The 14,164-nt window shown below is 59.3% G+C and carries 14 protein-coding genes and 2 tRNA genes; 8 read left to right on the plus strand and 8 right to left on the minus strand.

Features of this window, described 5'->3' with window-relative positions; all coding sequences use genetic code 11:
* Positions 1-3 precede the first annotated feature (3 nt).
* The gene (locus AAC599_RS08370) at positions 4-1,137 is read right to left on the minus strand and encodes a DUF917 domain-containing protein (RefSeq protein ID WP_340149951.1); all 1,134 of its coding nucleotides are present in this window, start codon (positions 1,135-1,137) and stop codon (positions 4-6) included.
* A gap of 147 nt (positions 1,138-1,284) precedes the next feature.
* On the opposite strand from AAC599_RS08370, the gene AAC599_RS08375 reads away from it, so the two are divergent.
* Positions 1,285-2,226: an AroM family protein gene (locus AAC599_RS08375; protein ID WP_340149952.1), complete on the plus strand. Its 942-nt coding sequence runs from the start codon at positions 1,285-1,287 to the stop codon at positions 2,224-2,226.
* Here AAC599_RS08375 and AAC599_RS08380 read toward each other — a convergent pair.
* The 6 genes from AAC599_RS08380 to AAC599_RS08405 form a co-directional block, all read right to left on the minus strand.
* Positions 2,223-3,215, minus strand: a complete 993-nt coding sequence (locus tag AAC599_RS08380; RefSeq protein ID WP_340149953.1) for an ABC transporter ATP-binding protein — start codon at positions 3,213-3,215, stop codon at positions 2,223-2,225. The genes AAC599_RS08375 and AAC599_RS08380 overlap by 4 nt on opposite strands.
* On the minus strand, positions 3,208-4,218 hold the full coding sequence (locus AAC599_RS08385; RefSeq protein ID WP_340149954.1) for an ABC transporter ATP-binding protein: 1,011 nt from the start codon (positions 4,216-4,218) through the stop codon (positions 3,208-3,210). Before AAC599_RS08385 ends, AAC599_RS08380 begins: the two co-directional genes overlap by 8 nt.
* Complete coding sequence (gene nikC, locus AAC599_RS08390) at positions 4,218-5,126, minus strand: nickel transporter permease (RefSeq protein WP_340149955.1); 909 nt, start codon at positions 5,124-5,126, stop codon at positions 4,218-4,220. The genes AAC599_RS08385 and nikC overlap by 1 nt, the downstream gene beginning before the upstream one ends.
* 11 nt (positions 5,127-5,137) lie before the next feature.
* Positions 5,138-6,148: an ABC transporter permease gene (locus AAC599_RS08395; protein ID WP_340149956.1), complete on the minus strand. Its 1,011-nt coding sequence runs from the start codon at positions 6,146-6,148 to the stop codon at positions 5,138-5,140.
* 70 nt (positions 6,149-6,218) lie between these two features.
* Positions 6,219-7,826, minus strand: coding sequence for an ABC transporter substrate-binding protein (locus tag AAC599_RS08400; RefSeq protein WP_340149957.1), 1,608 nt, complete (start codon positions 7,824-7,826; stop codon positions 6,219-6,221).
* Positions 7,827-7,893: 67 nt separating this feature from the next.
* Complete coding sequence (locus AAC599_RS08405; RefSeq protein WP_340149958.1) at positions 7,894-8,589, minus strand: AroM family protein; 696 nt, start codon at positions 8,587-8,589, stop codon at positions 7,894-7,896.
* A gap of 160 nt (positions 8,590-8,749) precedes the next feature.
* Between AAC599_RS08405 and AAC599_RS08410 the strand changes: the two genes are divergently transcribed.
* From AAC599_RS08410 to AAC599_RS08435, 6 genes are all read left to right on the plus strand, one after another.
* Complete coding sequence (locus AAC599_RS08410; RefSeq protein ID WP_340149959.1) at positions 8,750-9,661, plus strand: AroM family protein; 912 nt, start codon at positions 8,750-8,752, stop codon at positions 9,659-9,661.
* 86 nt (positions 9,662-9,747) lie between these two features.
* Positions 9,748-10,686: a DUF1177 domain-containing protein gene (locus AAC599_RS08415; RefSeq protein ID WP_340149960.1), complete on the plus strand. Its 939-nt coding sequence runs from the start codon at positions 9,748-9,750 to the stop codon at positions 10,684-10,686.
* Positions 10,687-10,789: 103 nt separating this feature from the next.
* Positions 10,790-10,863 (plus strand) — tRNA-Cys (locus AAC599_RS08420).
* A 113-nt stretch (positions 10,864-10,976) separates the two neighbouring features.
* The gene (locus AAC599_RS08425; RefSeq protein WP_340149961.1) at positions 10,977-11,171 is read left to right on the plus strand and encodes a YqaE/Pmp3 family membrane protein; all 195 of its coding nucleotides are present in this window, start codon (positions 10,977-10,979) and stop codon (positions 11,169-11,171) included.
* A gap of 109 nt (positions 11,172-11,280) precedes the next feature.
* Positions 11,281-11,472, plus strand: coding sequence for a YqaE/Pmp3 family membrane protein (locus tag AAC599_RS08430; protein ID WP_340149962.1), 192 nt, complete (start codon positions 11,281-11,283; stop codon positions 11,470-11,472).
* A gap of 117 nt (positions 11,473-11,589) precedes the next feature.
* A tRNA-Asn gene (locus AAC599_RS08435) sits at positions 11,590-11,665 on the plus strand.
* Between the two features lie 37 nt (positions 11,666-11,702).
* Here AAC599_RS08435 and AAC599_RS08440 read toward each other — a convergent pair.
* A complete protein-coding gene (locus tag AAC599_RS08440; protein WP_340149963.1) occupies positions 11,703-12,602 on the minus strand; it encodes a LysR family transcriptional regulator in 900 nt (299 codons plus the stop codon).
* A 108-nt stretch (positions 12,603-12,710) separates the two neighbouring features.
* On the opposite strand from AAC599_RS08440, the gene AAC599_RS08445 reads away from it, so the two are divergent.
* On the plus strand, positions 12,711-14,162 hold the full coding sequence (locus AAC599_RS08445; RefSeq protein WP_340149964.1) for an aldehyde dehydrogenase: 1,452 nt from the start codon (positions 12,711-12,713) through the stop codon (positions 14,160-14,162).
* Positions 14,163-14,164: the final 2 nt, after the last annotated feature.

Below are 14,164 nucleotides of genomic sequence, written 5' to 3' on the forward strand. Positions count from 1 at the left end.
CCCTTAAAATACTGATTTATAGTCGAAATCAAACCCGAAAGCACGCGGTCCCACAAGCTCCAGCCCGCGTGGGCTCAGGAAGATATCCGGCGCCGGCAAAGCCAGAACCGTCACCCGCTGTCCATAACGAATGGTCTCTGTCGCAATGCCGTCACCATTGATGCTGTCGACCACGCAGATCAGGTCCGGCGTCATCACAACGGGTTTCCCGCCCTCGGAGCCCACGGAATATTCATTCTGGAAATCGAGAGTGAACTGTCTGCCCTGATCCTCATCCATGCCTTCCAACTCGGCGCGGCCGCGCAAGAAGCCCTCCGTCGTCCGCCGCTCGATATCGGTGATCTTGCCCTTGAACAGCTTGATCCCGTCGCAATTCTCGACAATCGCCGCCAACGGATCGGTGTGGTTCTTGCGTGCCTCGAACACGGCGCGGCCCAGGCTGATCGCCTTTGTCGTCGTGTGCAGCACGCCGTATTTCTTCACCTCCTCGCCAGAGCGGGGCGCCTTGCAGGTCGAGGCGGTGGAGCCCATCTCGGTGCAGATTTTCCGGCTGATCCGCTCCATCCATTTCCAGCTGTCGGCGGTCTTGATCAGGATTTCATTACTGCGGATATCCGCCATGGCGAGCGGATAGCATTGCAGCCCGGCGGCGGAGAAGCTGGTCATCTGCGCCTCCGGATAGGCGCGGCCCATGCTGTCCGCATCGATGGTCGGCAGGCCGGAAATGGCCGCAACCGCGAGGGGGAGCATGCCGTTGCCACCGCCGATTTCCACCGGCATCACCGCATCGAACTTGCGCCCGAGATAATCCTCCAGAATACGCAGGGGTTTAAGGGAATTCTCCGGATCGGCGAGCCGTTCCATGCCAACAATCGGCGCGCCCTGTGTGGAGAGAACGGCAACCAGCGCATCATCGGGCAGACTCATGGGATCTTTCAGGACAACCTTGTGACCTTTCCTGTACAGCTCCCGCACATTCAGGAGGTTGAGATAGGGTGACCCGCCGCCGCCTGTTCCCAATATCCAGGCCCCGAGCGCGAGCGCCTCGACCTCCTCCGCCGTGATGTAACGCTCTCCGGGTCCGAGCGGGCGTTCCTCGCTTTGCGCGGTCAGCGCGACCCCTAACTGTTCAGCCATTTTTCTCTCGCCATTTCTTTTCGATTTGATGACTGAAATCTACCGCAAGGGGCGGCTTTCAAAAATACGTAGAGGTACCTAAAGGCAGATTTCAGTTTTTCTTTACACTGGCGTAGAACGCGCGGCGCGATATAGTAGTGAAAGACAATGCGCGACAAGGACAGGGACAGCAGCTTGCAACGCATCACCTTCATCACGGCCGGCCAGTCGCCGCGCCAGGAAATGATTGAAGAAATTATCGCCGATCTGCCGGAGCCGGTGGAGGTGACGGAATTCGGCGCGCTCGATGGTATGGCCTTCGCCGAGATCATGGAGCTGGAACCCCGGCCCGACGAAACCGGCATCGCAACCAGCCTGAGCGACGGAACCATTGTCGCCATCTCGGAGAGCTGGCTACGCCACAGGGTGCTGGAGCTGTGCGAGGGGCGCGGCAAGAGCATCAATGACCTGACCGTCATCGCCTCTACCGGCGTTTTCGATCTCGGCACCACCAATCCCTATGTCGTCCATGCGCAGAACGTGCTCGACAAGTTCATGGAATCGATCCTGATTGCCGGTCAGAAGGTCGGGCAGATCCGCCCCTTGAAAGGCCAGCTGGCACCCGGCAAGGAATTCGGCGCCAACCGGATCAAGTCCGTCTATGGCCCGGCCTTCAGCGACAACGCCCTTATCGACGCGGCCCGGAAACTTTCCGATTGCGATATCATCGTTCTCAATTCCGTCGGCTATGATGCGCGCATGCGGGGGCTGATCATGGCGGAATCCGGCCGGCCCGTGGTGCAGATGCGACGGATCATCTCCGGCAATCTCGCAAAAATTCTCAAGCAAAGCCGCAAGAGTACGACCGGCGCGGAACTGCTGGAGGGAAGCGCCCTCAGCCTGCGTCTTGAGAAGCTGACGAAGCGGGAGGATCAGGTATTCGATCTCCTGATCAAGGGCCTCGCCAACAAGGAAATCGCGGCAGAACTCGGCATCAGCCCGCGCACGGTGGAAATTCACCGCGCCCGGATGCTGGCGAAAATGGGTGTTTCCACAGGCGGAGAGCTGATGCGGCTGATCGTCCGCAATATCTCCAACGCGCGGCTCTAGAGGGCGGCCGCCGCAGCTGCTGCCTGCGGCTGCACCTCCGGATCATACAGCACGCAGCGCACGCGCCGTCCATCCTCCGTTGTGAAGTTGGGCACCGGTTTCTGATCGCAGACCCCGGCAATCGCCTTTTCACAGCGCGTATTGAAGAAACATCCCTTGGGCAGGTTGAGCGGGCTCGGAATATCGCCGACAATCGGCTTGCCGCGCCGGGGCTGGCCGGGTTCAGGCAGCGGCACCGCCTCCAAAAGCGCCTTGGTATAGGGATGCTTGGGGTTGCTGAACACTTCCTCCGTCTCCCCCTGCTCGACGATCTGGCCGAGATACATCACCGCCACCCGGTTGCAGACATAACGGATGACCGCAAGGTTATGGGAGATGAAGAGATAGGTAAGGTCGAGTTCCTTCTGGATCGATTTCAGGAATTCGAGGATCTGCGCCTGAACCGACACATCAAGCGCCGAGGTCGGCTCGTCCAGCACCAGAAGCTCCGGATTGAGCGCAATGGCCCGGGCGATGCAGACGCGCTGCTTCTGCCCGCCGGAAAGCTCATGCGGATAGCGGTAGAGGAACTGTTTTTGCAGTCCGACAATCTCAAGCAGGGATCCGACCTTCTCGCGCAGCTCGGCGCCGCGGAGCTTGGTATGCAGGATCAGCGGTTCGGCGACCGAGCGCATGATCGTCATGCGCGGGTTGAGCGCCGAATGCGGGTCCTGAAACACCATCTGCGCCCGGCGCCGAAGCACCTTCTCATCCGCCGCATTCAGGCGGGTGATGTCCTGCCCGTCGAGAGTGACACTGCCGCCGGTCGCCCGGTTCAGATGCAGGATCGTCCGCCCCACCGTTGACTTGCCGGAACCGGATTCGCCCACCAGCCCGAGCGCGTCGCCCTTCTCGATGCGCAAATTGACCTTGTTGACCGCCGTCAGGATCGCTTTTTTGCCATCAGCGCGGACGGGAAAACCGACGGTCAGATCATGGGTTTCAAGCATCCGCAAATCCTTCCTCATAGAGGTGGCAGAGCACGGTCCGGTCATGAACCGCATTATTCCGGTTCTTAGGTGGTGTGCCGCAAATATCCATCGCCTTCGGGCAGCGCGCCTGAAAGCGGCAGCCCGCCGGCGGCGTCAGCAAATTCGGCAGGAAGCCCGGAATGCCATAGAGTTCCTCCGGCGGTTTGCCGGGGTGCGGAATGGATTTCAAAAGCCCTTCCGTATAGGGATGTTTGGGCCGGCCGAACACTTCCTCGATCGTGCCATACTCCACCACCTGCCCCGCATACATGACGGCGACATTATCGCAGATTTTCGCGACCACGCCGAGATCATGGGTGATGATGACGACGGAGAGGCCCATATCCTCTACCAGCTCGGCGATGAGGTCGAGGATCTGCGCCTGGATCGTTACATCGAGGGCCGTCGTCGGCTCATCGGCGATCAGCAGTTTCGGCGAGCCCGAGAGCGCCATGGCGATCAGCACCCGCTGGCGCATCCCGCCCGAGAGCTCATGCGGATAACGGTCGATCTGGCTCTCCGGATTCGGCAGATGCACCTTGCGCAGCATCTCGATCGCATGCGCCTTCGCCTCTTTCCTGTTCTTACGGGCATGCTTGTCGAGCGCCTTCTGATGGGTCAGGATCACGTCGATCATCTGCGTGCCGATGGTGAACACCGGGTTGAGATAGGTCATCGGGTCCTGAAAGATCATGGCAATCTCGATCCCGCGGATTTTCTGCATCTCTTCCGGCGTGACCTTCAGCATGTCCTTGCCGTTATAGAGAATCTCGCCGGAGATCACTTCGGCGGGCGGGCTTGGCAGCAGACCGAGCACATTGCGCACGGTCACCGACTTGCCGCAGCCCGTCTCCCCGACGATACCGAGGGACTGGCCCTTGCCGACCGCGAGATTGACGCCGTCCAGTGCATGATAAACACCGTCGAAGGTATTGAAATTCAAACGATAATCGCGAATTTCAAGAACCGGAGCTTCCGTCATTATTCCCTCCCCTTCGGATCAAGAATGTCGCGCAGGCCGTCGCCCAGCAGGTTGAAGCCGAGCACGGTCAGGAAGATGGCAAGGCCCGGGAAGAAGGAATACCACCACCAGTCCGGCAGATAGTTCCGCCCGACGCTGATCATCGCGCCCCATTCGGGGAACGGCGGCTGCGCCCCAAGGCCGAGGAAGCCGAGGCTGGCCGCGTAGAGGATCGCCATGCCCATGTCCATGCTGACCTTGACGATGATCGGCGACAGGCAGTTGGGCAGGATATGCACGAAGACAATCCGCATCTTGCTTGCCCCCATGGAGCGGGCGGCGTCCACATAGATCGCGCTTTTGAGGGACAGGGTTTTCGCCTGCACCAGCCGGACATAGCCCGGCCACCAGACCAGAGAGATGGCAAGCATGGCATTCCCGATCCCCGGCCCCAGCACCCCGACAATCGCAATGGCGAGGATGAGGCCGGGGATGGACAGGAAGACATCGGTTACGCGCATAATCGTCTCTTCGACCCAGCCGCCGACATAGCCCGCGATAATCCCGAGCGGCACCCCGATCAGCATGGAAATACCGGTAATGATCAGGCCGATCTGCAGCGAGACACGGGCGCCGATCACGACGCGGGTGAAGACATCATTGCCGACCTCGTCGGTGCCGAACCAGTGCTCCGCGCTGGGTGGTTGCAGTTTCTTCTCGATATGCGTCGCGCCAAGGGCATCCTCCGGATAAGGCACGATGGAGGGGCCGAAGATCACCAGGAACATGAATCCGGCAATGATGATCAGCCCGAGCATCGCCGCGCCGTTGTTGCGGAAAGTCCGGGCGTAGAGCCGCCAGGTGCGGATGGTGCTGGCATGCCTTTCGCGGAAGGTCGGTTCGGCGGTCGTGTCAATTATATCCGTCATTACCCTCTCCCTCAGGCTCTCGCTCGGACCCGGGGGTCGAGTATGCCGTAAATGATGTCGATGAGAAAATTAGTCAGCATGAACCAGGCGCCGAGGATCAGGGTCACGGCCATCACCGGCTCAAAATCGGAGGCGGTAATCGCCTGCAGCGCATAAAGGCCGACGCCGGGCCAGTCGAACACACTCTCGATCAGGACCGTCCCGCCCAGCATCCAGCCGAAGCGCAGGCCAATGATGGCCAGCGTCGGCAGCATCGCGTTTTTGAGCGCATAGATCGCGATCATGCGGAATTTGGAGATACCTTGCGCGCGGGCGTTGGTGACATAGTCCAGGCTCAGCGTCTCGATCATTTCCGCGCGGTTGACCCGGACGATGGAGGCGAGCGCCGGAAAGCTGAGCGCCACGGCGGGCAGCACCATATAATGGAGCGCCTCGACAAAGACGCCGAAGCGCAAGGTCAGCAACGCATCGATGGTATACATGCCGGTGATCGTCGTCGGCGGATCGGTCATCAGGTCGAGCCTGCCCCCTAAGGGAAACCAGCCAAGCTGCAGGCCGAAATAGAGTTGCAGCATCAGGCCGAGCCAGAACATCGGCAGCCCGACGCCGGAGGAGGAGATAATGCGGACGATATTATCGACCCAGCCGTTCTGCTTGACGGCGGAAATCACGCCCATGGGAATGCCGAGAACAATCGCGAACAGGATCGAATAAAGCACGAGTTCCAGTGTTGCCGGGAAATAGACCATAAGGTCCTGCGCCACGGGCCGGGTCGTATAGACGGATCGTCCGAGATTGCCCTCGAAGATACCCCTCACATAGATAAAGAACTGCTGCACCAGCGGCTTGTCGAAACCATATTCCTCGCGGATCTGATCGATCATCTCCTGGGTCGCATTCGGACCCGCCGCGAGACTGGCGGGATCACCCGGGGCCACATGGGAAATCGTGAAAGTGATGACCAGCAGCCCCAGAAGCATGCCGAGCATCAGAATACTGCGCTTGCCGATCATATAAAGCATGTCATTTCCTCAGGCATGTAAAGGGTCCTGCCGGATCATTATAGACCCGACAGGACAGGCAGGAAGGGAGTTAATTTCCGATGCCTAAGCCATAATAGTCGATTTCCGATGTCATACGGACCGGGGTGTAGGAGAAACCCGTCACGTAATCGCGGTAGGCAATGAGCCTTTTGCGCATCATGCCGAAGATTTCCGGCTGATCCTCAACGATCAGTTTCTGGATTTCCGCATACATCGGCGCCCGTTCTTCCCAATCGGTGGTATAGCGCGCCTTCTCGATCAGTTCCGTCACTTTCGGATTTTCATAGAAATGCGTGCCATAATACTTGCCCCAGGATTCCGGGTGATACTGATAGGCCACCGCGTCCGGATCGGTCGAAACAGGCGTAGCGAAGATCGCCATCATATCTCCCGATGTTTCCGGCTTCGATCCGCGGGCGACTATGTTCGGAAAGGTCAGCGGCACCATCTTCACGGTGATGTTGAGGTCTTTCAGCTTGTCGATCAGGACGAGACCCATCAGACGTTCGATCTCGAGGCCCTGGACATAGACATATTCCAGCTCGATCCCGCCATCCGGCCACTGGGATTTCGCAAGATACTCCTTGGCCTTTTCCATATCATGGCGCGGAATGCCCGGCACGTCGATCTTGCCCTTGATATCATCGGTGAAGGGGCTCGTCTGCAGAACCGCCTTGCCGTTGAAGATGGCAATCAGCGCATCATAATCGAAGGCGTATGCCACGGCTTTGCGCAGGTTCTTATCGGACATGTATTTGCCCTTGGTGTTGAACTTGAGCCCGAAAGCAGTCAGGGCCGGCTCGGTGGAAGTCTTTATCCCCTTGGCCTTGGCAACCTGATCGAACTCGTCCGGTGACAGGTCGAGAACGATATCGGCCTCGCCCTTCATCAGCGCCGCCCGCTGTGCGGAGGTTTCACGGACCAGCTTGTAGACGATGCCTTCGATATTGGAACCGCCGTCGCCTTTCCAGTAATCCTTGACCCGCTCGACTTCATAGAGCGTGCCCTGATCGAAACGTTTCAGTTTGTACGGGCCGCTGCCAGCCTCATTCTCGGTCAACCATTTCTGACCATAATCATCGCCTTCGACATTGGCCTCCACAACTGCCGGATCCATGATGTACCACCATGGCAGAAAGGACAGGAAGGCCGCATAGGGCTTGTCAAGATTGAACTGAACCGTGTAATCGTCAACAACAACAATACCTTCAGGTTTCAGGAAATCAGACAGCATCCACGACGGCCCCTTATTAATCTCCAATGACCGGGTGAAAGAATATTTGACCGCCTCGGCAGTCACCGGATTACCACTGTGGAATTTCGCGTTCTTGACGAGGTGAAATGTCCAGGTCTTCCCGTCCTCGCTGGATTCCCAGCTTTCCGCAAGCCATGGCTTGACGGTTGGCGGATTGTCTTCATATTTCACCAGTGCGTCATAGAGCGCCTGCTGCAGGGTCCGGATAGAAGCATTGTATTTTATGCTGGGATCCAGCGTATCAACGGACTGCCGACCGGCGATGACCAAAATCTTGCCGCCATCGACACGCTCGAACGCGGCAACGTCCTGCGCTACCGTCCCGAAACCCGCCATCGCGACCCCCGCAATGGCACAGGCTTTCACAAGCCTGCCAAAACTACGTCTACTTAGGTTCTTCATCTTCTCGTCCTCCAGGTTGAATTCTCACTCGCCGCGGTTTTTTGCAGCTTTATTCCCACCTGACCCCTTATGCCGGAGCCTTTTGCATTAGTGATTTACCGACATGCTTCATGAACAGCTGGCGCACGGTCATGGTCGGTACATTTGCCGCCGCCTCCACCTTCGCCGCCATGGCGCTGTCAAAACCCATGCAGTTCATGATGATGACATCCGTCTCTTTCAGTTTCTCACCCGCCTTGGCAAACTCATCGACGGCATAGGGCGACGCCGAGGCGAAGCGTGCCTCATCCTCCGCTGTGAAATGCGCCTGCATCTTGCCGATCTGGTCCGCATGGGGGGAGATGACACCAACCACGTCCTTCGCGGCGCGGCGCTCGTCAATTTCTGCGCTCAGGCTGTCGTAGGGCGAAAAGACGGGCAAGCTGTGCACCGCCGCCTCAAGCTTGCCCGAACAGAGCATCAGGATCGCATCGAATTTTTCCGGATCGATCTTATCAAAGACATGCTCCAGCCGTTTCTCGATTTCGGCGGCGGAACAGACAACCTCGCTGCCGTCGGTCATGCGGGACACGAGGCATTCCTCCCCGCCCTTCGGGGCAAGCCTCGCCACCTCTTCCTTCGTCAGGCCGTCCAGCGCGCCAAACTCAGTGATGTCATATTCTGCATCCAGACCCTGCATCATATCCGGGGTGATATCCACGCGCGGCGCCTGTCCGATCGTTACCAGCGCCAGCCGCTTGCCGTTGATCTTTTTCATGCTCATTGACTTGCCCCCGAAATTTCTGAAAACTGATTTATTCAGTCTGGGAAGTTTGAACCTTGTTACGGTTTCATGAAATACGTAAGAGCCCTTACACCCTTCCAATGCCTTGAATTTCGCGGAAAAGTGCGATTATAACGTCATTTTCAGGGAAGGAGCACAGATGGCGCGACTGCCGAGAATAGCTTTCGTGACGATCGGTCAGGCCCCCCGGCCCGATATCGTACCGCAGCTTGTCCGCCAGCTCGATACCGAGATCCTCATTGAGGAATTCGGCGCCCTCGACGGGATCGATCCGGCGGAGTTCGACCGCCTGCCCCTGTCCCCCAACCAGATCACCCTGCATACCCGCTTTGCCAATGGCGACTACAAGATCGTCTCCGCCGATTTCGTGGAAAGGCGGATCGCCGCGCTTTGCGAACGGCTGGACCGGGAAAATTACGATTTTATCGTCATCGTCAGCACCGGCCTGCGGCAGGAGATTGTGACGAAAACCCCGCTTCTCAACGGCCAGACAATCGTCGAATCCTGGGTGCAGTCGCTCTCGATGGTCGGCTGCCGTGTCGGCATCATCTATTCCGTCGATCTGCAGGGAACCGAGAATATCTTTACCCATGGCTCGGCCATCCGCCAGTCGGTGAGCTATACCCTGCCCGGCCCCAGCGGCAATATCGATGACATCACCCGCAACCTCAGGAACTGCGATTTCATCGTCATGTACAGCATGGCCTATTCCGGCGAGATGGCCCAGAAGGTCAGCGCCCAGAGCGGCAAGCCCGTCGCCACGGCGCGCAACATTCTGGCAAGCTCCCTTCGGATGCAGCTCAACTCCATGACGGATACCCGCCCGCATGAGAAGAAGGATATCGCCATGCGCATGTCGCAGGCCTACCCGCAGCTCACCCGGCGGGAGATCGAGGTCGCCGAGAATGTCGTCGCCGGGCTCTCCAACAAGGAGATTGCCCGCGTCCTCGACATCAGCCACCGCACGGTTGAAATCCACCGCGGCCGGGTGATGAAGAAGCTCGGCGTGACGACCGTGTCCGGCCTGATCCGCCAGGTGCTGGTGCTGTAGCGGCATACGTAGTCGCCCTCATAGCCCTCTTTTCCTGAAGCAGGGTAGCCTGAGGCTGGGACATAACAACATGACGGCGGCGGACCATGCTGAAACAAATCATCGATATCTTTGAAATTCTGGATTCGCCAACGGCAAGCGGCGCGCGGGTGCAGGAATATATCAGCAGTATCGGGGAGGTCGGCTGCGAGATCAAACGCGCCATCTCCGACAAGGGGGCGACGGATTTCATCCGGATCACTATCCCCGGCATTCGCGGAAAGTCTATGGGCGGAGAGGCCCCGACCCTCGGCATCATCGGCCGTCTCGGCGGGCTCGGTGCCCGGCCGGAGCGGATCGGCTTCGTCTCCGATGGCGACGGCGCATTGGCCGTGCTGGCGGCGGCGGCGAAGCTCGCCAAGATGTCGGCGCAGGGCGACCGGCTGGCGGGCGATGTCATTCTCACCACCCATATCTGTCCCGATGCGCCGACCCGGCCACACAAGCCGGTGCCCTTCATGGATTCGCCCATCCCGATGGAGCTCAAGAATGAGTGGGAAGTCTCCGGGGAGATGGACGCCATTCTCTCCGTCGATACGACCAAGGGCAACAAGATCCTCAACCATCGGGGTTTCGCCCTCTCCCCCACGGTGAAGGAAGGCTATATCCTAAAGACCAGCGATGACCTGCTCGAGCTGATGGCACAGGTGACGGGTCGGCTGCCGCAGGTTTTCGCCCTCACCCAGCAGGACATCACGCCCTATGGCAACGGCCTCTATCATCTCAACAGCATTCTGCAGCCCAGTACCGCGACGGCGGCGCCGGTTGTCGGCGTCGCCATCACCACGGAAGTAGCGGTCGCGGGCTGCGCGACGGGCGCCACCCATCTCATGGATGTCGAGGCGGCGGCGCGCTTCACGCTGGAAGTTGCAAAAAGTTTCACCGAGGGGGCTTGCGTCTTTTTCGATGCGGCGGAATTTGCGAAAATCCAGTCCCTCTATGGCCCGATGACGCATTTTCAGACGAGTGGAAACGGAGCCGCCTGAGACGGCCGGGGCCGCCGTCCGGCGCGGTCCACGGTTGCGCTTGACACTCCCGCATGAAAGACTTACAACGCCTAGGCTTTTGGCAACACACCACGTGATCAGGGGCCTGGTGGCGGAGTGGTGACGCAGCGGATTGCAAATCCGTCTACACCGGTTCGATTCCGGTCCAGGCCTCCAGTTTTTCCCGCATATCCCCCTTAAAATTCTCACAATGACGGCGTAAGATGCGTCCTGTCTCCGGCGCGTCCTGTTAATGCGCCGCTGTCCTGTCCGGCAATGAGGAGACAATAATGTATATTGCAATTGGAATTTTGCTGCCCTGGCTCATGTTTTTCATGCTGGGCCGCACGATGGAGGGGATTATATGCCTGATCCTGCAGTTGACGGTTCTGGGTTGGTTGCCTGCGGCGATTTGGGCGATGGTGGCGCTGCACCGCTCCCGCCCCTCCGCCGCCAAGCCGAAAGACACCAAGCCCGGCAAATAACCCGGCGGCAAGATAAAGGCCCTCCCGCCCTTCCATCATTCCGCCGATTGCCAAGCCGCGCAAGGTTGGGTAAGCTGCCGTCAGTTCATTAATAAGAGGGGTGGCCACCATGCGCCTGATTTTAGCGATCCTTTTACCGTTCGTCGTCTTCTTCACCATCGGCAAGCCGTTTCAGGGCATTCTCTGCCTGATCCTGCAGATCACGCTGATCGGCTGGATTCCGGCGGCGATCTGGGCGGTCTATGCGCTCAGCCAGTATAATACGGACAAGAAAATCGCCGCGGCCCACGGCCGGGAATAGGTCCCTGCGCCTTTTGCGCCCGGATGCGCGTTTTTTTAGCCAAAAACTGAAATCAAGGCTTGGCAGGCCAAGGCGCAATTGCTATAAGCCGCCAACCCGCTATAGTACGGGCCCTGATCCCCGATAGCTCAGTTGGTAGAGCAGCTGACTGTTAATCAGCCTGTCACAGGTTCGAGTCCTGTTCGGGGAGCCAATTCAAAAGCCTTCGGAAGCAATTCCGGAGGCTTTTTTCATGCCGCCGCGACCGGCTTTTCATGCAGCCCGTCGATCGCCATTTTTAGCATCACTTTCGCCGCCGGCGACATGACCCAGTCTTTACGCGTAATGATGCCGACCGGGCGCAGGATATTCGGCTTTTCAAGGGGAATCGCGACGAGGCCGTCCATCTGGATCGCGCTGAGGTAGGAGGAGAGAATAACTCCGAGCCCGGCGCCCGCGGAGACGAGCGAGGCCGCCGTCTGGACCAGCGCCGGTTCCAGGATTGGCTTCAGCGTGATGCCGGTCCCCTCCAGCGCCGCATCGATGCTCTGGCGAACGCCGGTGGCCGGCGACAGGACAATGATTTCCTCCTCCATGATCTGGTGCCAGGACAGCGATTTCTCTGACGCCAGCGGATGATCCTCCGTGGCCAGCAGCATCACCTCGTCGTTATAAATCTCCTGATAGGCGAGGTTGCCCATCACCGGCGGCCGCGAGCCGATGCCGAAATCGGCCTCGCCGGAGCGCACACTCTCCACGACCGTGTTCCAGATGCCGTCGACGACCTGCACCCGGACCTTCGGATAGCGCCGCCGGAAGGCCACCAGGATCGGCGGCAGCTGGTTCGCCGCGACGGAGGGAAAGGCCGCAACCGTCACCTTCCCCTGCTCCAACTCCGCCAGGTCCCGCATATGGCGCACTGCGGCGTCCATATCCAGCACCACATTCTCGGCCAGCGGCAGGAACGCCTTGCCCATCTCGGTGAGCGCGACCTGCCGGGTGCTGCGGGTGATCAGCTTTACTTTCAGCTTCTCCTCAAGCTGCCGGATCAGCAGGGAGAGCGACGGCTGCGTGATGTGAATTTCCTCCGCCGCCTTGGTGAAATGCAGATGCCGCGCCACCGCGACAAAGGCTCTGAAATGCTTGTCCATATTGCCCTGCTAATTTATAGTATTTTGATATAAATAACTTAATAATTATTATTTATCATATTAATGCAACGGATATAAGCTCCTTCTTGCTAGCGCTGAGAGGGAGCCATGACAATAAGAAGAAGAACAATGATCCTCGCTGGCTCGGACGTTGAGGGACTGGGAGGTAACCTCAGCATAACGAATCCGGCGAATGGCTCCCTCATCAGCGAGCTGGGCATGGCCTCAGCCGAGCAGGTCGACCTCGCATTTGCGAAGGCAAAGGCTGTTCTCCGGAAAAATGACTGGTTCGCCCGACCCCCGCATGAGCGGGCGTCGGTACTGTTCCGGGCGGCCGAGCTGATGCTGGAACGAAAAGACGAGCTCGCCCATTTGCAGACATCGGAAAATGGCAAGACGCTGAAGGAATCGCTCGGCCAAGTCAGCGCCGCCGCCGGGATCGTCCGCTATTTCGCCTCGGTCTGCGAGACGGTCGAGGGAGAGACACCACCGCCGCGCGGCCCCTATCTTTCGGTCACCACCTATGAGCCGCTCGGCGTAGTCGCTGCCATCACCCCATGGAATTCGCCGCTGACCATGGCGGCCCAGAAACTCGCCCCGGCCCTCGCCGCCGGTAATGCGGTGATTTTAAAACCGTCGGAACTGACGACGCTGGTCTCGATCGAGCTGGCCCGCGCCTTTGTGGATGCAGGCCTGCCAGAGGGGTTGCTGAGTGTCCTTCCCGGCAACTCCTCGACCGGCGAGGCAATCATCAACCATCCGGACCTTGCCATGGTCTCCTTCACCGGGGGAACCAATGCCGGGCGCGCCATCGCCAGCGCCGTGGCGGGCCGCTTCATCCCGACCATTCTCGAGCTTGGCGGCAAATCGCCGACCATCGTGTTCGCCGATGCCGATCTCGACAAGGCTGCCGCCGATGTCTCTTCCGCGATTTTCGGCTCCGGCGGGCAGTCCTGCGTTGCCGGATCGCGCCTTTTTGTCGAGAAAAGCATCTATGACGATTTTCTGGACCGGCTCATCGCCGTTTCGAAGAAGCTGAACGTCGGCCCGCCGCTTTCGGACACCAGCAATATCGGCCCCATGGCGTCGGAGGCACAGCGCGCGCGGATCGAGGGCTATGTGGACCTCGCGAAGAAGGAAGGCGGGCGTATCCTGCTGGGCGGCACGCGGCCCAATACCGATGACTGCCGCGACGGCGCCTATTACCTGCCGACGATCATCGACGGGCTCGATCATGGCTCCGCTGTCTGTCAGGAGGAGATTTTCGGCAGCGTCCTCGTCGCCCTGCCCTTCACCTCGGAAGACGATCTGGTCGCACAGGCGAATGATACGGTCTTCGGCCTCGCCTGCGGCATCTGGAGCCGGGATCTAACCAAGGCCTGGCGCATTGCCGGGGCGATCAAGGCAGGCACGGTCTGGATCAATACCTACAAGCAACTCAGCATCGCGGCGCCGTTCGGCGGCTATAAGGAGAGCGGGCTCGGGCGGGAAAAAGGCATACAGGGGCTTCGCGCCTATCAGCAGGCCAAGAGCATCTATCTTGGCGGCCTCGGCGGCTAACT

It is taken from the genome of uncultured Sneathiella sp., from assembly GCF_963976355.1.
GTDB lineage: Bacteria > Pseudomonadota > Alphaproteobacteria > Sneathiellales > Sneathiellaceae > Sneathiella.